18 protein-coding genes are annotated in these 18338 nt (G+C 44.0%); 7 read left to right on the top strand and 11 right to left on the bottom strand.

Annotation, left to right across the window (positions count from 1 at the left end; genetic code table 11):
- Positions 1 to 82 precede the first annotated feature (82 nt).
- The 5 genes from T3H97_RS04275 to T3H97_RS04255 are packed head-to-tail and all read left to right on the top strand — an operon-like array spanning position 83 to position 4400.
- Positions 83 to 763: a hypothetical protein gene (locus tag T3H97_RS04275; protein WP_328801780.1), complete on the top strand. Its 681-nt coding sequence runs from the start codon at positions 83 to 85 to the stop codon at positions 761 to 763.
- A complete protein-coding gene (locus tag T3H97_RS04270) occupies positions 760 to 2175 on the top strand; it encodes a phage baseplate assembly protein V (RefSeq protein WP_075153772.1) in 1416 nt (471 codons plus the stop codon). Before T3H97_RS04275 ends, T3H97_RS04270 begins: the two co-directional genes overlap by 4 nt.
- A gap of 12 nt (positions 2176 to 2187) precedes the next feature.
- Positions 2188 to 3447 carry a pentapeptide repeat-containing protein gene (locus T3H97_RS04265; RefSeq protein WP_328801779.1) on the top strand — a complete coding sequence of 420 codons (1260 nt, stop codon included), beginning with the start codon at positions 2188 to 2190 and terminating at the stop codon, positions 3445 to 3447.
- Positions 3448 to 3978, top strand: a complete 531-nt coding sequence (locus T3H97_RS04260; RefSeq protein ID WP_328801778.1) for a hypothetical protein — start codon at positions 3448 to 3450, stop codon at positions 3976 to 3978.
- A 5-nt stretch (positions 3979 to 3983) separates the two neighbouring features.
- Positions 3984 to 4400, top strand: coding sequence for a DUF4280 domain-containing protein (locus T3H97_RS04255; RefSeq protein ID WP_328801777.1), 417 nt, complete (start codon positions 3984 to 3986; stop codon positions 4398 to 4400).
- Positions 4401 to 4504: 104 nt separating this feature from the next.
- On the opposite strand, the gene T3H97_RS04250 is transcribed toward T3H97_RS04255, so the two are convergent.
- Both T3H97_RS04250 and T3H97_RS04245 read right to left on the bottom strand, forming a co-directional pair.
- A complete protein-coding gene (locus T3H97_RS04250) occupies positions 4505 to 5983 on the bottom strand; it encodes a protein adenylyltransferase SelO (protein WP_328801776.1) in 1479 nt (492 codons plus the stop codon).
- Between the two features lie 100 nt (positions 5984 to 6083).
- Positions 6084 to 6530, bottom strand: a complete 447-nt coding sequence (locus tag T3H97_RS04245) for a VOC family protein (protein WP_328801775.1) — start codon at positions 6528 to 6530, stop codon at positions 6084 to 6086.
- 111 nt (positions 6531 to 6641) lie between these two features.
- Between T3H97_RS04245 and T3H97_RS04240 the strand changes: the two genes are divergently transcribed.
- Positions 6642 to 7580: a helix-turn-helix transcriptional regulator gene (locus T3H97_RS04240; protein ID WP_328801774.1), complete on the top strand. Its 939-nt coding sequence runs from the start codon at positions 6642 to 6644 to the stop codon at positions 7578 to 7580.
- 92 nt (positions 7581 to 7672) lie between these two features.
- Here the strand turns inward: T3H97_RS04240 and T3H97_RS04235 are convergent, their stop codons facing one another.
- From T3H97_RS04235 to T3H97_RS04225, 3 genes are all read right to left on the bottom strand, one after another.
- Positions 7673 to 8044 (bottom strand): hypothetical protein, encoded by a 372-nt coding sequence (locus T3H97_RS04235; RefSeq protein WP_233901821.1) that lies wholly within the window; start codon positions 8042 to 8044, stop codon positions 7673 to 7675.
- Positions 8045 to 8203: 159 nt separating this feature from the next.
- A complete protein-coding gene (gnpA, locus tag T3H97_RS04230) occupies positions 8204 to 10378 on the bottom strand; it encodes a 1,3-beta-galactosyl-N-acetylhexosamine phosphorylase (protein WP_328801773.1) in 2175 nt (724 codons plus the stop codon).
- A 12-nt stretch (positions 10379 to 10390) separates the two neighbouring features.
- Complete coding sequence (locus T3H97_RS04225; RefSeq protein ID WP_328801772.1) at positions 10391 to 11410, bottom strand: glycoside hydrolase family 88/105 protein; 1020 nt, start codon at positions 11408 to 11410, stop codon at positions 10391 to 10393.
- 239 nt (positions 11411 to 11649) lie between these two features.
- On the opposite strand from T3H97_RS04225, the gene T3H97_RS04220 reads away from it, so the two are divergent.
- Positions 11650 to 12669, top strand: coding sequence for an AraC family transcriptional regulator (locus tag T3H97_RS04220; protein WP_328801771.1), 1020 nt, complete (start codon positions 11650 to 11652; stop codon positions 12667 to 12669).
- A 2-nt stretch (positions 12670 to 12671) separates the two neighbouring features.
- On the opposite strand, the gene T3H97_RS04215 is transcribed toward T3H97_RS04220, so the two are convergent.
- The 6 genes from T3H97_RS04215 to rlmD form a co-directional block, all read right to left on the bottom strand.
- Positions 12672 to 13385: an amidohydrolase family protein gene (locus tag T3H97_RS04215; RefSeq protein WP_442955632.1), complete on the bottom strand. Its 714-nt coding sequence runs from the start codon at positions 13383 to 13385 to the stop codon at positions 12672 to 12674.
- 98 nt (positions 13386 to 13483) lie between these two features.
- Positions 13484 to 14071, bottom strand: coding sequence for a TetR/AcrR family transcriptional regulator (locus tag T3H97_RS04210; RefSeq protein ID WP_328801769.1), 588 nt, complete (start codon positions 14069 to 14071; stop codon positions 13484 to 13486).
- 309 nt (positions 14072 to 14380) lie between these two features.
- Positions 14381 to 14950, bottom strand: coding sequence for an SF0329 family protein (locus T3H97_RS04205; RefSeq protein WP_328801768.1), 570 nt, complete (start codon positions 14948 to 14950; stop codon positions 14381 to 14383).
- Between the two features lie 54 nt (positions 14951 to 15004).
- Positions 15005 to 15994, bottom strand: a complete 990-nt coding sequence (locus T3H97_RS04200) for a tRNA dihydrouridine synthase (RefSeq protein ID WP_328801767.1) — start codon at positions 15992 to 15994, stop codon at positions 15005 to 15007.
- A gap of 359 nt (positions 15995 to 16353) precedes the next feature.
- The gene (locus T3H97_RS04195; protein ID WP_442955631.1) at positions 16354 to 16650 is read right to left on the bottom strand and encodes an N-6 DNA methylase; all 297 of its coding nucleotides are present in this window, start codon (positions 16648 to 16650) and stop codon (positions 16354 to 16356) included.
- Between the two features lie 13 nt (positions 16651 to 16663).
- On the bottom strand, positions 16664 to 18259 hold the full coding sequence (gene rlmD / locus T3H97_RS04190) for a 23S rRNA (uracil(1939)-C(5))-methyltransferase RlmD (protein WP_328801766.1): 1596 nt from the start codon (positions 18257 to 18259) through the stop codon (positions 16664 to 16666).
- Between the last annotated feature and the right edge of the window lie 79 nt (positions 18260 to 18338).

Here is an 18338-nt window from a genome sequence, read left to right as displayed (position 1 = left end):
TGTTGGTTCTGTACTTAAATATCTCCTCTCATCTTTACATATTCAAGTACAAACGCGTATTTTTCCTAAAAGGGGGCTTTCTATGAACTATCTAGACGAGCATATACTTAGCCTCAAAGCTAAAATGGTGGATCAGAAGACAGCTAATAACGATAATGTGAAATCCATCCCAGCTCAAACTCAGAAATCGGAACAGGACGGTTCCATGTTTGAAGAAACAAAGCTACTTCATGTTGAAAATGATTATCTCACGTTGGAGCCCATTACAATACTACACGGAGAGATTGGTTTCTACATCCCCAAGTCCTTTACTCCTATGCCAATGGAGCAAGCTATAATCAAATATCCTTCAGAGCATCGACCAAAGGTCATTTATACCTCATCTGAGGAGACCATCAATATCACTTTTAATCCTACAGATTCCGCTCTGGAAGCGGAAGAACTGCCCGATTTTGTAGAGCAAATGGCGGATATTCTACGGTCTGTACAACCGATTCGCAACTGGTTAGGTACGGAAATGGTCACCAACTGTTCCGGACTTTCAGTTGGACAGATTCGTTTTGTGGCGGCGGGGATCGACGGTAATCTATACAACGAAATGCTGCTCTTCATCCACAATGGACGAGTTGTCATAGGCTCCTTTAGCTGTCTGGAGGCAGATCTCGAAGTCTGGTTACCTGTAGCAGAATACTGGGTTCAATCCCTTACTGTCCTTCCACCCTCCATCTATTCTACAAATGAGAAAGGAATGACTACACCATGAGTCTGGGATACGATCAAATTCAAATTCACCCTTATGAACAAATTGATCTGGAGGAGCTTACCTTAACGAAAAAAATTAACGAGCATACTCGGCTTTATTTTACAGGTATTATCCCCGATGACTTGCAAGACAGTTACGTGGAAACGACAGAAAAAAATACCATCATTGAAGTCAGTCAACAAGATGAATCTGGAGCAAGCAAGCCGCTATTTAGTGGGATTGCCCTTTCGGTCGAGGTAAAAGTCGTGCGAGGTGTGTACTATCTGGAGGTGGAAGCTATTTCCCATACTTACCGGATGGACATGAAGCAGCGTACTCGTTCTTTTCAGTATACGAAAATGACGATTCCTCAAATGCTGGAGCACATAGGTAAGGACTATGAAGGACTGGATGTGATCGACGGGGCTACTGGCGGAGAAGCCATCGGGCGGCTTGCCATTCAGTATCAGGAGACAGACTGGGCATTTTTAAGACGCATAGCCTCCCGTTATCATACGAGTCTGATGCCTGTAGCCCGTTTTGACAGTCCCAAATTTTATTTTGGTATTGAGGACAGCCCTGCACAGGCGATACTGGATCATACCCGTTATACCGTACGTAAGCAGTTGCTACCTTTTCGTTATTTTCAGGAGAATGAGCAAACCAAGCTGAGTGAACACGATTTTATTTTTTATGAGGTAGAAACGGATGAGGTACTCGACTTGGGCGCTCAGTTGAATTTTCAGGGGCATAATCTGTATGTGATGGAAGCCTACACCGCCATGAGTCAAGGACTGCTGCGGCATCAGTATGTGCTGGGTTCTTACCAGGGATTTCGGCAAAAAAGCTACTACCAGGATAAGCTGGCAGGAGCCTCATTAAGCGGTATTGTGCTGGACGTACGTCAGGATCAGGTGCGCATTCATCTGGATTGTGATGAACAACAGGACACAAACCAAGCACACTGGTTCAACTATTCTACCGTGTACAGTGGCGGTGGCCATACCGGCTGGTACGTCATGCCAGAGAAAGGCGATTCAGTTTCCCTCTATTTCCCCGGTAGTCGGGAAGAAGATGGCGTGGCAGGTAGTGCCGTGAGACGGGCAGATCGCAAGAGTACGCATAACCATTTTTCCAATCCACAAATGAAAATATGGCGTACCCCGCATGGCAAGGAAATTCGACTGGGACCGGATGAACTGGTCGTTACAGGGAAGGACGGCGCTATTTATATCAAACTGGACGATAAAGAAGGCATTCATATTGCGAGCAGCAAACAGGTGAATATTACGGCGGGAGGCAATCTCAGCCTGTCTGCGGGGAAGACGATGAGTCTGTCCGCAGGTAGTCAGCTCCGTATGGATTGTAATGGCAGTCATATTGAATTAAGCGGATCGGCGGATATGAAAGGCAGCGAAGTGAAGTCGAATTAAGGATGATTAGAAATGGAAAAGCAAACAGATGTGTTAGATCAGCAACAAGCGGCTCTTCAACAGGCTTGGTCTCTTATTCGCAAAGAATGGGCGTTGAAATGTAAATCAACACAAACACAACGATTACAGCATATAGTAGAACATTTTCGGGCCTTTTGTGAGCTGATTCGGCAAAAGCAACTCACAGATCGTAAAGGTCATATCGGTTACATCACCTACTCCATGCTGCGCACCACATGGCTTGAAGAGAAGCCCGTTTATCTTGTTGAAGCTACGGATGCCTTATGGATGCTTGATGCTGAGCCCGTTCAGTTGGAGTACGATGCAAGTTGGATTTTTCCCTATTGGACTCAATTACGTGAACAACTTGGGGCTGAAACTTTGAAGCAGCAAGTCTCCCTTTCCGTACTTGAATTGGAACAGATCATGCTGGAAGCAGCGGGATATCTTCATACGATGATCGTTAGTCTGGTTCGTCAGGCTATGAAGCAAGCAGTCGACCTACCAGAGTTTGAAGCGTTGGATCGTGAAGAAGCTTTTGAGATTCGCGTCGGAGAGTATATGGATCATAGTGTCTCTGTGTATCGGGAAGATCGAAGACCCATGGATGCAAACATCATAAAGTCTTGGCTGGAGGAAAAAGAAGAATCGGCCTACAGCTACCAAGCACTGTCTCAAGTTCAACTGTCGGATGGAGATTACAGTTCCTTGGATTTTCGCTATACAGTCTTTCGCCAGATCGAGATGCAACAAAGTCGATTGCATCAGTGTATCCTCGTAGGCACGGTATGGCAAGAAGCTCAGCTAGATGGAATCGACTTTTCGCACAGCCTGCTTCACGGAGCCGATTTCAGTGGCTGTTCCCTGCAAGAGGCTGTACTGGACGAAGTTATAAGCAATAGCGAATATGGATCGGATGCTTGGCTGGATTGGGAACCGTTAGGATTGGATGGAGTGAATTTTACAAGAGCTAATTTACAGGGAGCTAGTTTTCAACATGCACAGCTTCAAGGAGCTACTTTCCAAGATGCCGCGCTGCAAAGAGCTTTATTTAACGGCGCGGATCTAACAGGTGCCTGCTTTGTAGGAACCGATGTTACTGGCGCTTCGTTTATAGGTGCATGTTTAGTAAACGCTAATTTTACAGGAGCAAAACTACACCGGGCAATCTTTACAGATATCCAACTAAGCGAAGCTATTGGCCTTGCTGCTGTAGAAGCACCCCTGGTTACACAGGTAACAGATACAGTGAGTAAAGGAGAGTGGGGGTAAATGAGATATTTTCGACTCATGGTGGACGAGCGCGTCAAGTATCGGGTGGAGCCTGCTTCCCTGTCTCCCTTGCAGGTGGAAGAACTCCTTGCGGATCACAGAATCCAGACGGAGGACACTCCCCTGTTTTTAGCTGTACATACAGATTCACGAACCGTATATCCGGATTTTCTGGAGTTCCCTTTGCCGCTGGTTTCAGACTCCATGAAAGCCCTGTTGGAAAAATATATGCCGGAGCTGGAATGGAAGGCCGCTATACTTACCGATTTTCAGAAAGCCAGGCAGGATGTGTACTGGATACTGCGTCCACCTGTGGTGGATTGTCTTTCCTCACAAACCGAGTGGTATCCCGACCACACCTTAAAGCAATTGGTACTTAAACACGGGAAAATCGAATCGCCTATATTTCGGATTGCCGGCATGTTGGAAGCACATGTCTATATCAATCTCGCGGTAGCGGAAAGTCTGCTGCGTCGTCCATTTACAGGTGTTCGTGTGCAAAAAGTGGAGATGGCCACAAAGGAGGAATAATCCGTATGGAAGAAGCAAGTGTGCAGCCTGGAACAGGTGCGAAAAAAAGCTATGTCGTGGCAGGTGCGATTTTAAGCTGTAGTTACGGTACACAGCCTACGCGTTTGAAGCGACCTTTTAGCCATGGGGTGTATGTTAAAAATAAAGCACAGATGAATATTGGAGATTATGTACCTGGAGTGAACATAAAATCTTTTGGAAATTGCTCCAGTCCGCTGAATCCGGCTGTGCAAGCCAGTGAGATGGTCGATATTTATGGGGTGAAAAAGGCCCCGTGTATTCCTGTCCTTACGATGCCTTGGCTGAACGGAAAAAGCGACATGCGCATCGAGGGCCGGCCTGCTCTTACGCAGAACTGTACGCATCAATGTCTTTATTGCGGGCACATACAGATCGAAAATGACGGTCAGGAACTGGATTAATCAGGTGCAACCTACCCCTATAAAAACAAAATGCGTTGGTGAGAGACTGGCTATCTTCTCCACCAACGCATGATATAGGTTATCTTCAAATAGTTCGCTCCACATCAGGTACCACAAAAGGTTCGGTAAGGACAGGTGGATTCCTCAGGCAATGTAGAGTACATTTCCTGTTCGGTAGAGTAGGCATAAGGGTTCGAAAGAACTTCAAGAAGCTGCTCCATCACACGGTAGTCTTCTCGTTCCACCGCAGCTTCCAGTGCTTCTTCTACCCGGTGGTTGCGTGGAATGATTGCAGGATTGCTGCTGCGCATCAGCTGATACGAGGAGGCTTGTGATTCCTGCTGTCTGCCCAGTCTCGCCTGCCATTGCTCGTGCCACTGGGTGAATTCCGCTGTGCTGAACAGAACCGTATCCTCCAACTTGTTCAAAGTTAGGGCACGGAAGGTATTGGTGTAGTCGGCACGATGCTTCTGCATAATACTCAGAAGATCCTCAATAAGAGATTCATCCTCCTGCTCTTCGTTAAAGATCCCCAGCTTCGCCCGCATTCCTGCAAGCCAATGATGGTGAAACATTTTTACAAAATCTGAAATTGCATCCTCGGCCAGTGTGACAGCCTGCTCCCTGTTGTCATGCAGCAGTGGCAAGAGCGTCTCAGCGAATCTCGCGAGATTCCACGCAGCAATATGCGGCTGATTGGCATAAGCATAGCGGCCCTGCCTATCGATGGAACTGAACACCGTCTCGGGATTATAGGTATCCATGAAGGCGCAAGGACCATAATCAATGGTTTCTCCGCTAAGGGTCATATTGTCAGTATTCATCACCCCATGAATAAAACCAACCAACTGCCATTTGGCAATCAGTTCGGCCTGTCGCTTAATCACTTCCTGAAGCAGTGAAAGGTAACGGTTTTCGTCATTGGCAACTTCCGGGTAGTGTCTTTCCAAGGTATAATCAGCCAGAGCACGGAGATCTTGGGACGTGCCCCATGCTGAGACGTATTGAAAGGTTCCGACGCGAAGATGACTGGCAGCCACACGGGTCAGAATGGCTCCGGGCTGCTCGGTTTCCCGGATGATCGACTCACCCGTGGATACCACCGCCAAGCTGCGGGTGGTAGCAATACCTAGCGCATGCATCGCCTCACTGATGATGTATTCGCGAAGCATCGGACCAAGTGCCGCACGGCCGTCACCACCACGGGAGTATGGCGTTCTGCCTGAGCCCTTGAGCTGAATATCAACCCGTTCACCCAAGGGAGTGATCTGTTCGCCAAGCAGCAGAGCACGCCCGTCTCCTAACATGTTAAAATGCCCGAATTGATGCCCTGCGTAAGCTTGAGCAAGAGGTACGGCTCCTTCTGGAACCTGGTTTCCAGCCAGCTCCGCTACGCCATCATTCCTTTGCAGCGCTGTACCGTTCAACCCCAGTGATGCTGCCAACGGATGATTAAGTATAATCAGCTTGGGTGAGCGGACAGGAGTCAGTTTAAGCTTTGTAAACAATGATTCCGGCAAACGAGAATAACTGTTGTCGAAGTTCCACCCTATTTGATCTGCTATTTCTTTTTTCTCCGTCATAGTGTCTCCTTTTCTGCTGCGGTATCTTAGGTTTTTCCATTTTAGTTTTTACTTCTGCCCATTTATTATCCAATTATGAAACATGGAACATTCTTTTTTATTATAATCGATTATCAAACATTAATTGTATTTGAATACCGAATGGATCTTCAATAATACCGTAGGCTTCGCTAAACACATTGTTAGATAAAGGAACAATAATTTTCACGTGATCATCTGTAATTAAGCTATTATAAAAATGTTTAATTTCTTCTAGGTCCGCACTTTGAATACATAATGAAGTGTTATTACCCACTGTATATTTTTCGCTGGGATTCATTGTATCTTCTGCTATCATTACTTTTGTTTTTCCGATGGATAAGACTGAATGAGAAACATAATTTTTATTTTCATCAGTAAGCTGTATGGAGCTGTCACGTTCGGCCATGTCTTGATAGGTAACCAGAAACAATTCCTTTGCGTTGAAGTGTTTTTTGTAAAAATGTATAGCTTCTTTTGCCTTTCCGTTCATAGATAAGAAAATAGCTACTTCCAGTGTTGTACTCATGGTATCAATCTCCTTTTATATGTGTAGAATTTTATGAATTTGATATATTCCCTTGAACTTATTATCATATATAAAGGTATCAAAATATGACACCTTTATAAGGAGATTTAAATGAAGAAATCGGAAAGATTAAATGATATGATCAGATACTTAAACAGTCGAGAATTCTTTAATTTAAATGACCTAATGGATAAATACCATATTTCAAAAAGCACAGCTCTACGTGATATTCATTCATTAGAACAATTAGGTATGCCTATTTTTTCGGAACATGGCCGACATGGACGATATGGTATCTTAAAAAATAGATTGTTATCCCCCATTATTTTCACAATGGATGAGGTATATGCTCTGTACTTTGCAATGTTGACGTTAGAAGCTTATCAATCTACCCCCTTTCATTTAAGTGTTAATCAACTCAATGAAAAGTTTGAACACTGTCTTTCTAAAATACAAATAAACCAGATTCATAAAATGAAAAAGGTTCTACAATTTGAAATATATCAGCATAATCATGTTAGTCGTTATTTAGATAAAATTCTAACAAGCATTCTTAATGAGAGTATCTGTAAAGTTAAATATGTTAAAAATAATCAGAAAAAAAGTTACTATGTTCAATTTTTCAAAATTTCCGCTAAGTTTGGTCAATGGTATGCTACTGGAATAGAGTTACATACGAATAAATATAGAGTTTTCAGATGTGATCGAATCACCTCTATAGAAGAAGAGGCGAGCAATTCTCGCTTTTCTATAGATGAACTCCTTAGTCGTTCATTAGAAATGTATCAATCCGAGAAGAGCATTGACTTTGAAGTAGAGATTTTAGAACAAGCCAAGGATATTTTTTATAAAGAACATTATCCTTCTATGAAAATAGAAAATGGTGATAAGACAGTAATTAAGGGATTTTATAATCCTGGAGAAGAGGAGTTTATCGCTCAATATTTTATGAGATATGGTCATTATGTAATATCAGTGAGGCCTGAATCATTAAGACAAATGATCCAAGATAAAGTAAAGAATCTCTTATATCACTATCAAAAATTATAAGATCATCGAAGGTTTGTTCAAAATTTTCTCTACATTCTTGTAAAGAAAAGGAACCTTCAAGCTCCTTTTCTTTACTAGCTATGACATTTGAATTATGGCTTCCGTTTGGCGATAACAGCATAGGATACCGTTCTTGTGAATCCAGATGGATTCCATGCAGTAAATACCCATCTGTCTTCAGCCGCGGAATAATTATTGAGAAGAAACCCTTGTTCATTACCAGAGAAAGTCCATGCACCGCTAATCAGATTGTAGGCGTTACCGTTAATCGTAGTGCTTCTAAAGCTATTAGGAGAAATAGTGATCGGTGCGAAAGTGAATCGTGCGAATCCATCTCCAAGTTGAGTTACACGAATGGCTTTTTTAAGATTCATAATCACGTGACTATTTTTTTTCAGTTTTTTTCCCAACTTTGCTTCTGTCTTTTTAATTTTCATTAAGGTTGCCTTTCTCAAAGAAATCATCTCCTTAATTGTTTTACTTATAGTTAATGATGGAGTAGATACTTTTGAATGGACAAAATCCCCGGTAAATTGGCTTGATTTTCTGGAGGTGCTGAAACAAAAAGCCCTTCCTTAAAATAAAGGAGGGCTTGATACCGCTACTTCTCAAATTTTCCGTTCCTATACCGATTTTGTTAAGCCGATATGGGTGATCATGGTGTCATACGGATCTAATTCCATGGTTTGTTTGCCATATTCCGTTTCAATCGTGGTTCTTTGAAGTTGATCACTATTGTTAATAACAACCAATATTTTACTTTCTGGATAATAAGCACACTCTGTATATAGGTTATCCGTAATGTACTTCGTTTCATGTAACTCATTGCCCGCAAACCGAATCATATTCAGCAGCAACCTTGTGTTTTCCCAGCTGAATTCGAAAGAAGGAAGGTAGATCCCCTTTCCTTTACCGAAGGCATGAGTAGACAGTGTTATCATACCACTCGTTTCATCCACTACCCCAGCTGACCCATCGGTAAGATAAATGCTATTCTTTGGCGTTATACTGGCTCCTTCAGGCACCAAACCATGCTCATCCCTAACCTGGTATGCCCATCTTCCATGACCTACTCTGGAGCCTGTATCCTCATCCAGTCCAAGAACATGTGCCATTCTGAAAAAGCTGTCGTGGCCTTCGACCGCAGAAGGCTGGTTGATGCCAATAAAGGTACCACCCTCATAAACCCATTTGGTCAGTAAGTCCACGCACTTGTTGTCATTCCAGTACTCCCCACCACTCCATGCTGAACCAGCAGAGCCGGCATTGATCACTACATCACAATCCTGTAGAATTCCCTGACGGATATCTTCAAAATCAATGAATTTCACTTCAATCGGCAATCCGGATAAAGCCTCATTGACATGAATCAAATCATGCATATACGTTTCATGGAAATGTCCGGACAATGTCCACGATCTCAATTTTCCCCAGCTATGCAGAATAGCTACCTTCGTCTTCATGTGATAGGGCTTGCCTTCATGGTGCAGTTCCTTAATTTCTCTGAATTCATTGGCAATCTTTTCGATGTAATCGCAAAAATCCGGGTAAGGCTCTACAAGGTGCAAATATCCGCCCAATCCAATCCGGTCAATAGGCTCCCGCAGCAAGGCGCGCCGGATATTAATCCAATACTTTTTGGCATCCAGCGTGGGGTTTCCCCCTTCCATAAAGGTAGGAAGCCCTCCTAAACCAACCGGAAATAAATATGGATGCAGTCGAATCTCATGCGTATTCACTTTTACACCTGAACAGAGCCTCGCCTCGTAACCGGAGAACACACATTTAATCAACCCGTCAAAACCAAACTCTTGAAAACGGTCATTGTAAGGCTCCATGCCAACCCAACTGTCATCATAGAAAACATAGGCCAGCTTGTCGTGCCTATGCACAATGTCAATTAATTTCTTGCCAAATTCGATTACAAAATCATTGATAAATGCCATCCAATCCAGCTTGCGCTGCTTAGCCGGGATATGACTGACGCGGTATTTCCCGCCATTCACAAAATCCTCGGCAGTCATCGAATACCCGTATTTCTTGGCAAACAGATCAAGCGCTCTTGAACTTACCGTAAAATCATATGAACCCCAGTCAGAGAACAGATGGCGATTGCGCTCATCGCTGCCCCAGATCCAGGCGAAATTATAAAATAAGGAGGTAAACCGAACAACCGTGGTTTCCTGATGATGGAGACACCAATCTTCCATCCAATCCAGCAGATATTGTTGCGTTTCTGCATAGATAGGATCAATCTGCATCAAATGCTCTTTGTCCCAATGATTCGTTGTGTGATTGTACATGGAAATCTCTTCCCAGATCCGGTAGGCCATGAAGCTTACCGTGTATTTATGCCAAGGAACAATTCCGGTAATGACCACATTTCCGGATTCCCTTTCATAATTCCACTGTTCTCTTGGAACTTCCTCTCCAGTCGTTCTGTCAAAAACTTGCCAATAGTTAAACGCCTCTTTGGAATCATTCACTTTGAATTGTTCAGCAAAAAAATCCTCCATCAGATAGATGGATACATAATCTTGTACAGCTACCTTCGGATTAGTAATTAAAAAACACTGCTGTAGCTTATCCAGATGGTGGGACGCCCACTCATTATGATCTCTGATGATACAGATTGTCGAATATATGCCGTACCCAGCGTTAATAATCTCATCGGACAATTGCGTGCCGTCACTATCACGGATGACATCGGCACCCCACCGTTCAGCTAATTTCAGGGTCAGCGCCTCATAACCGGATTCTCCCGGTAGTGTAAAGGCCCCCGTAGTTTGTTTGGACAACTTGGTTCCCTCCTAATTCAACATATCAGACAGAAAGGCCAATGCCAGGCCTTGACCCCAGCCCTGAATCCAGTCTTTTGGAATATTCCGATACCCATCCCGATCTTTCATAACCGCTGTGCCGCCCGACACACCTAGTACCCGTCCGTCCTCGCTAATATGGTTCAAGATGCCCTCCAATGCCTTTTGCACGTATTTGGTATGCAGCGGATTGCCATTATTGATCATGGCCGCCGCGATACCGCAAGATGCAGACACTTCTTCGTAGGACTCCTCGTCATCCAGTACCGTCCGCCACAGGCCGTTCTCCGTTTGAACCCCCTTCAGTGCCGCTAGTTGATCCCGAAGCGAACACTCCACGTCCATGCACTGCGGATATAAATACCAGTCTTTCAAATGAATTTTAACTTGCGACATGGTATAGGCTCCCCAAGCATTTGCTCTCCCCCAGAAAAATCCGGACATGTGATCCTGCTTGACATTATTGTAGCCATGGTACCAGAAACCGCTACTAGGGTCTTGCAGGTATTTGATATGCCAGTAATATTGGTTTAAGGCGTCCTGGATCATTTCCTCATCCTTTAATTTGGTTCCTACACGCAGCAGAAAAAATGCCGCCATAAACAACGTATCCGCCCATGCCTGTTCTGGAAAATCATTAGCAACGGATACGGTATGCTGCAGAACATTGTCTCCGAACCTGAGAGCATGGTTCCGAATATAATCCACCTTGCTCATCACAATATCCCAATATTTCTGGTCCCCTGTTTCTTCATACAATGTGATCAGCATATGGCCCATAGCACATGTGTTTACCGTCCAGTGCGGCAGGCCCAGCTCGATATATTCATCCGCCCACTGCACAAGCATATTCAAATACTCTTTATTTCCTGTTTTGGTATAGGCCGTGGATACACCATAATAAGCCACACCGCAAGGCCAGTCCCACGTCAAATCCATCGCCATTGTTTTTCTGACGACTTTGTCGATAACTTTTACTATCTCTTCCTTGTCACAAATCAATTGAAGCATCTTTATTCCCCTCTCCTAGCGCACACGCCCCCAAAGGCGCTTGAGAGCTGTTTGTCGCCGTTTTGAAAACGCTTTACTTACTCCATTGTACGCAGTAAAATAGTCTCCATCTAAGCATATTCGCAACAAAACTGCGCAATTCCAATCATTTATGTGAGGATTTTGCAAAAATCCAATAAGCGACTTCCAATAAACAATATATAGATCGAAATGGTCTAGTTCGTCTATATATTGCACCTATGAGCCATTGGAATCGAATTTTGCAAAATCCTGATGTATATCTGCTGGTTAAAACCAAAGTCATGGGGGTATTGATTATGCCCAGAAAAAAGAAGCCCGTCATAGAATATCGGCACTACAGCTTGCCCATAAATTTCCCTGTCTTGCTATTAAGCGGTGAGCGTTGGAAGATTTCAGATATTAAAAGTGAACATCTCCATTTCCATAACCATTTGGAGATTGGTATATGCTATTCAGATAGTGGCATCATGGAGATCAAAGGAGAATCTATTCCCTTCAAAGCCGGAGACGTCACCTTCATCCCCAGGTATCTTCCTCATACCACGTACAGTTCACCAAATACAGCCAGTCTTTGGTCTTATATCTTTTTTTCGCCAGAGGACCTTTTTCAACATTCATTTAAAAGCGCTTACAGTAACTTCGAGCCGAATTTGTGGGTGGTAAAAGGCGTGAACTGTATATTGAATAAGGAGCAACATCCCAAGGTTTATACACTTGCGACTTCAATCGTAGAGGAATTAAAACAGCAGAATCCTTACTATCAGGAAAGTGCCTACGGCTTATTGCTATCCCTATATATAGAACTCCTTAGAATTCATTCCAGAAATGAACTGTTGGCAGATCAAGAAACAGAGCATAGCCTGAAAAGCGATTTTGTCATTTCTCCAGTTCTGGAGTACATCACGAAAAACTATATGAACCCCATTACGATGGATTTTTTGGCCGACCTGTGCCATTTAAGTACAACTCATTTTCGAAGAAAATTCCATGAAATTATGGGGACGTCGCCTCTTGATTTTCTAAACAGCACCCGAATCGAAGAGGCTTGCAAGCAGTTAAAAAGCACGGAGGATTCTATTCTTTCGATCTCTGAACAAGTCGGTTTTCACTCCATTTCCAGCTTCAACCGTTGCTTCTCCAGGCTTATGGGAAAGCCGCCAAAAGAATGGCGTAAAGGGGCACAATCCGAAGCGCAATCTGCGAAAGCGTCTATACTGGAGTTTACGGGGTGGGTTTAATTTTACCAAACGGAATCAAGCAGCTCGTCCACTTCCCGCCAAATATCATAGTGGGTGACGTAGGACATTGCGGCATCCGTTCCAACCCCAATTTTGATATTATGTTCCACAGCCTGTCGCAGTCCCTTCAGCATGGAGTCGTACACAAGCCGGGAATTTCCCTTAACAGTCTCATTCACCTTCTTTAGGCCCGTGTCCAATTTTGCAGTGGGATACGCAGCCTGCATCGTAGGAATCAAGGCGGTATAGCCCTTTAATGCCCTAGGATTGTTTTTGTACAGACTTATGATCTCCTCATCCATCTCCGCACCGTGTTCAATGCTATCCACCCCGCCCTTTAGAGCGATTCTTACGCCTTCGGTACTTTCCACATGGGCCGCTACACGCATACCGATTTTATGGGCTTCCTCGCAGATGGCGGCTACCTCTTCCTCCGTAATTTGCAAGCGGCCTGCTTCGCCGACCATGTTGGCATCGGTAACCCCGCCAGTCACGCATATTTTGATTAGATCTACTCCGCTTTTCACATTAATTCTTACATTTTTTCTCGCTTCCCATGGCGAATCGCCGATCAAAGTCAAATAGGGTGCCCCATGACCACCTGTTACGCTCAGGAAATACCCAGACACCAAAAGATTGGGGCCAACAAACCGGTTTGCATTAATTTCATCTCGGAGCTGTACATCAGTATAAAAAAATTCACCGACGCTGCGCATCGTGGTTACACCGGAATGCAGTGCCGTCAGTGCATTTTTCTTCACCCGTCAAAAAAATGATAGACCGTCCCGCAAGTAATCATCCCTACTTGTCGACATTATTCATTCAAGCTTTTTAGTCCATGCAGCCTGTATAGACTAAGTGCCTCAAAAATCCGTTTCCGGCTATCGGCGCTCATATCCCTCTTCAATAAATCCAAAGTCATATGGATGACATTATTGGCAATGATGTTCAGCAAAATCATATTCTCATCAGTTCCGATTTCATACCTTTTATAAGTGTTTCTCAAATAAGGCTTCTTGGTTTCAATCATCAAATCGACCAGTTCGTTTTTTGCATTGCTGTAAATCGTCCCTTTATTTTTTTCGAAAATAATGACGATCTGCATGCTATATTGAGTTAATAGGTTGATTTGCTCCTGAACAATGACCGATTTTTTTTCGTTATTGGTTTCTTCAAAAAAAGTCTGGTTATCGATATGAATGCTTTCTACTAACACATTCTTCAAATAATCCACTAAAGACGGCGGAACAACCGAATAAAATAACTCCTTTTTATTTTTAAAATAAGTATAAATATTTCCGACAGAAATTTGGATTTCATCCGCAATATCGCTCATTTTGGCATCTACAAAGCCTTTTCGAAAAAATACCTTTAAAGCGGCGGATTCAATTTCTTTTTTCACTTCATCTTTTTTTGCCTGTATAATAAACACCCTCAATCAAAAATGAATAAATCATTCACTTTTAGTGTAGTTCGGTGGTTTAGGTTTGTCAAACCCGAGCAAGACAACAGAAACCTTGACAGCTACCATAGGTGATAATTCCATTGTATAGCCGAATATAAAAAACAAGGAAAAGACATGACGGAAGCGGGTTGCCCCGTTCTCCATTCAACCTTTTCCCCGATTTTTTTCAAGTCTTATTCATGTCTTCAGCACAGTTTATCACAAGCCCTGATACGACGTGCCCCCATCAATGAAAGTTATTTATTTTCATAATGTACTACGCCGTAGTTCATAAAAATACTGCACAATTGGATGCTTTAACTTCATCTTCTCGGTCATGTTTAATATTCGCTTTTTTCCTACTCGTCTGTCCACTAAAGCTAGAATATTCAATAAGATATCATTACTCTCTAAGCTGTCCTCTATAGAAGTAGTTAAAAATTTATTAGCTACAACATTAAAATTAGACTTGCTTAATGAGGCCTGCGCTGACAAAAGCTCCTTTGCATGCTCTGATATTTTTCTACCTCTTGCAATTACTTGTAGACGATTCTCCGGAACATTCCCATTAGTATCTTTTCTGATCGCTTCAATTTCTTCATTGCTGATAGGAACTTGGATATCTGGATCATTCTTGATTTCCAACTCCGTCTGATACCATTTGATTGGACTAGTGATATCATTCATATTGAGTATGTTCTTCTTGTCTACAGTTATATAACAAATTCCAGATTTATCAGGTAAATAACGGTAACTGGTCGCTCGGTATTCGACCCTTCCGTCTAACGCAGGACAGCGGAAGCTCTCCAGTTGTTGCTTCAATTTACTCCAGGACATATATCCTCCTATGTTTTCAATGCCTACTAACAGCCCGTCCCCCAACTTGGCAATTTAATTTCCACGTTCCTCTACCTCATCATGCTCCTTGCTTCCAAACTCATCAAGCAATGTACGCACTTCACTTGTTGATTTGGCGTTCATTAAGCTGTTTCTGAGTTCACTTGCCCCTCGGAATCCACGGACATATATTTTGAAGAAGCGGGCGAGAGGGCTGAATGAACGTGGCTCCTGCGCTGAATAATGATCATGGAGATCTAGATGAAGCCGCAGCAGTTCAAGCAATTCTTCACTGCTGTGTTCCTTCGGCTCCTTCTCAAACGCAAATGGATTCTGGAAAATACCACGCCCAATCATAATGCCATCCACTCCATATTGCTCAGCGAGCTTCAAGCCGGTCTGACGGTCCGGAATATCTCCGTTAATGGTCAGCAGTGTATCTGGTGCCACCTCATCACGAAGTTTCTTAATCTCCGGAATCAGTTCCCAGTGAGCGTCTACTTTGCTCATTTCCTCTCTTGTCCGCAGATGAATGGACAAATTCACAATGTCTTGTTTCAAAATATGGGTCAACCAGTCGCGCCATTCGTCTACGGTAGTGAAACCGAGCCTTGTTTTTACACTGACGGGCAGTCCCCCGGCTTTGGTGGCCTGAATGATATCCGCTGCGATTTCGGGACGGCAGATCAGGCCGCTTCCCTTCCCATTCTCGGCTACATTCGCTACGGGACAACCCATATTAATATCGATGCCTTTGAAGCCTTCTTTCGCCATACCGATGCTCATTTCACGGAAATATTCCGGCTTATCTCCCCAGATATGGGCCACCATGGGCTGTTCATCCTCTGTAAAAGTCAAACGCCCGCGTACACTTTTGTTCCCCTCCGGGTGACAATAACTCTCTGTATTCGCAAACTCCGTAAAAAACACATCCGGTCTGGCTGCTTCACTTACGACATGGCGAAACACAACATCCGTCACATCTTCCATCGGTGCCAGTATAAAAAAAGGTCGTGGCAAATCACGCCAAAAATTATTCGTCATATCAAAAACTCCTCTATAAATACCAGGACAAATATTTGGTCCCAAAATGGTAAGGCTAACCTGTTCATGTCCTTGCTTCTTCTTCACATATAACATGCTTAAGCAACGTAGTTCAAACGGCAGTATATGTTAAGCATAGACATCTAAATGAGTATATCATACTCAATAGAGGAGCATACTCCCCAAAAGACTCGCAAAAAAGGAAGAGCGCCGCCCCTCCTTGCCATTTTCTATAACCTACTGCGCCGCAGTTCATAGAAATACTGCACGGCATAACTTCCCCCAGCTTACGCCGTTCCCATGCGAATGGCTTAAAAAAAGAGCCGAGGAATAATATCCTTGACCCTTTTCGTCAATTTCTACACATGAATACCCAAAATTTTCAGATGTTCATTGATTTTGGCTTCAAGTTCTGCGATTTCTTGTTTATCTTGCTCTAATAGCTTATTTACTTCGGCAAGGTCAATGACTTGCTCTTCTTCAAACGTATCCACATAGCGAGGAATATTTAAGTTAAACTCGTTTTCTTTGATTTCTTCAAGTGATGCCACGTGAGCATATTTATCAACATCTACACGATTTCGGTACGTTTCGATAATCTTATTGATGTTTTTATCAGTAAGTTTGTTTTGATTTTTACCTTTTTCAAACGCCAATACACCTTAATTATTAGTCTTTCCTGACCAATAGTGAACAGCACTCCACATGCACCGTATGCGGAAACATATCTACGGGCTGCACTTCCACAGTACTATACCCGCCATCCTCCAATATCCTTAAATCCCGCGCCAGTGTGCTTGGATTACAGGATACATACACCACACGCTCTGGCTTCATTTCCAGAATGGTGTCGAGCAGGCGTGGATCGCAGCCCTTGCGAGGCGGATCAACGACGATAATGTCAGCGGTGATGCCTTGCTCTTTCCATGCAGGAATGACGTCCTCGGACGCGCCTACCTCAAATTTCACATTGCACATTTCGTTCAACAGCGCATTACTCCGTGCATCGTCGATGGCTTCTTTCACGATCTCGACCCCATACACTTGGTCCGCATGCTGAGCGAGGAACAAAGAAATTGTGCCGATGCCGCAATACGCATCAATAACCGTTTCTTTACCCGTGAGCCCGGCGTATTCGACGGTTTTGCTATACAGCACTTCCGTTTGTACGGGATTTACCTGATAAAAGGATCTCGCGGAAATCGCAAACTGTACGTTTCCAATGTAGTCGTAGATCACGTCACGCCCCCACAGTACGCGAGTTTCGTCACCAAAAATAACATTCGTTCGCTTGGTGTTCACGTTCTGGCATATGCTTGCCACGTGTGGGATATGCTCACGGATACTACCGATCCACGCATCTGCATGCGGAATATCTCGCCCATTCGTCACGAGCACCAGCATCATTTCACCCGTGCGAAAAGCAGTCTTTACAACGACATGGCGCAGCAGCCCGCGTCCAGTTTCTTCATTATATGCGCTGATGCCCAGCATTCGGCCAATCTCTTTCACATGTGCGACAACTTCGTCATTACGCTCATCCTGAATGAGACAGGTGTTCATATCCACAATTCGATGGCTGCCACGTGCGTAGAAACCGCCGACAAGCCCACCCTCGGTGACACCAATCGGCACCTGGGCTTTGTTGCGGTATCGCCAAGGCTCACTCATACCGAGTGTAGGATGCACGACTACGCCATGTACACGCGACATGCTGTCGGCATTTCCATCCGCATTCATGGCCGAATCAGCAGTCGTGACTGTATCGGCCTTACCATCTGTATCCGCAGAAGCAGCCAAAACCTGTGCAGTATGCTCACTGGGCTCTGTAGCCACACTCAGCTTCCCGATACGCTCCAGCACATCCACGACATGCTGGCGTTTCCAGCTGAGCTGCGCTTCGTAGCTCATATGCTGGATCTGACAACCGCCGCATTGATCGTAGATGGCGCATGGAGCTGCGATCCGGTCAGGGCTAGCCTGCACGATATCCAGCAGCTTGGCATAGCCATACTGCTTTTTCGTTTTCAACACCTTTACTCGAACCTTTTCACCCGGTAACGCACCTGGAACGAACAGCGTAAAACCCTCGACACGTCCTACACCCTCGCCATCGTGGTTCATACCGATGATGTCTATCACGGCCTCATCGTTCTTTTGTACAGGCAGATCGCTACGCTCTACACTGGATCGAATACGATTGGATGGAGTTGCTGTTGCTGCATTCCGGCGGCTTTTTCCACGTCCGCTACGATTATTCGTCATGATCGTCACTTCTTTCTGATCTTCTTTTCATACGGTACATACAATACTAACGTCATCTAAACATACAAACATCAACTCG

Origin of the sequence: Paenibacillus sp. LX16 (genome assembly GCF_036252815.1) — a bacterium.
GTDB lineage: Bacteria > Bacillota > Bacilli > Paenibacillales > Paenibacillaceae > Paenibacillus > Paenibacillus polymyxa_B.
The sequence above is the reverse complement of the archived record's forward strand: the minus strand, read 5'-3'. Positions and strand labels throughout refer to the sequence as shown.

Bases quoted from the DNA above. Each gene is read 5' to 3' on its own strand.
- T3H97_RS04275 (WP_328801780.1), top strand. From the start codon at position 83: ATGAACTATCTAGACGAGCATATACTTAGCCTCAAAGCTAAAATGGTG.
- T3H97_RS04270 (WP_075153772.1), top strand. From the start codon at position 760: ATGAGTCTGGGATACGATCAAATTCAAATTCACCCTTATGAACAAATT.
- T3H97_RS04265 (WP_328801779.1), top strand. From the start codon at position 2,188: ATGGAAAAGCAAACAGATGTGTTAGATCAGCAACAAGCGGCTCTTCAA.
- T3H97_RS04260 (WP_328801778.1), top strand. From the start codon at position 3,448: ATGAGATATTTTCGACTCATGGTGGACGAGCGCGTCAAGTATCGGGTG.
- T3H97_RS04255 (WP_328801777.1), top strand. From the start codon at position 3,984: ATGGAAGAAGCAAGTGTGCAGCCTGGAACAGGTGCGAAAAAAAGCTAT.
- T3H97_RS04250 (WP_328801776.1), bottom strand. From the start codon at position 5,983: ATGACGGAGAAAAAAGAAATAGCAGATCAAATAGGGTGGAACTTCGAC.
- T3H97_RS04245 (WP_328801775.1), bottom strand. From the start codon at position 6,530: ATGAGTACAACACTGGAAGTAGCTATTTTCTTATCTATGAACGGAAAG.
- T3H97_RS04240 (WP_328801774.1), top strand. From the start codon at position 6,642: ATGAAGAAATCGGAAAGATTAAATGATATGATCAGATACTTAAACAGT.
- T3H97_RS04235 (WP_233901821.1), bottom strand. From the start codon at position 8,044: ATGATTTCTTTGAGAAAGGCAACCTTAATGAAAATTAAAAAGACAGAA.
- T3H97_RS04225 (WP_328801772.1), bottom strand. From the start codon at position 11,410: ATGCTTCAATTGATTTGTGACAAGGAAGAGATAGTAAAAGTTATCGAC.
- T3H97_RS04220 (WP_328801771.1), top strand. From the start codon at position 11,650: ATGAGCCATTGGAATCGAATTTTGCAAAATCCTGATGTATATCTGCTG.
- T3H97_RS04215 (WP_442955632.1), bottom strand. From the start codon at position 13,385: ATGCGCAGCGTCGGTGAATTTTTTTATACTGATGTACAGCTCCGAGAT.
- T3H97_RS04205 (WP_328801768.1), bottom strand. From the start codon at position 14,950: ATGTCCTGGAGTAAATTGAAGCAACAACTGGAGAGCTTCCGCTGTCCT.
- T3H97_RS04200 (WP_328801767.1), bottom strand. From the start codon at position 15,994: ATGACGAATAATTTTTGGCGTGATTTGCCACGACCTTTTTTTATACTG.
- rlmD (WP_328801766.1), bottom strand. From the start codon at position 18,259: ATGACGAATAATCGTAGCGGACGTGGAAAAAGCCGCCGGAATGCAGCA.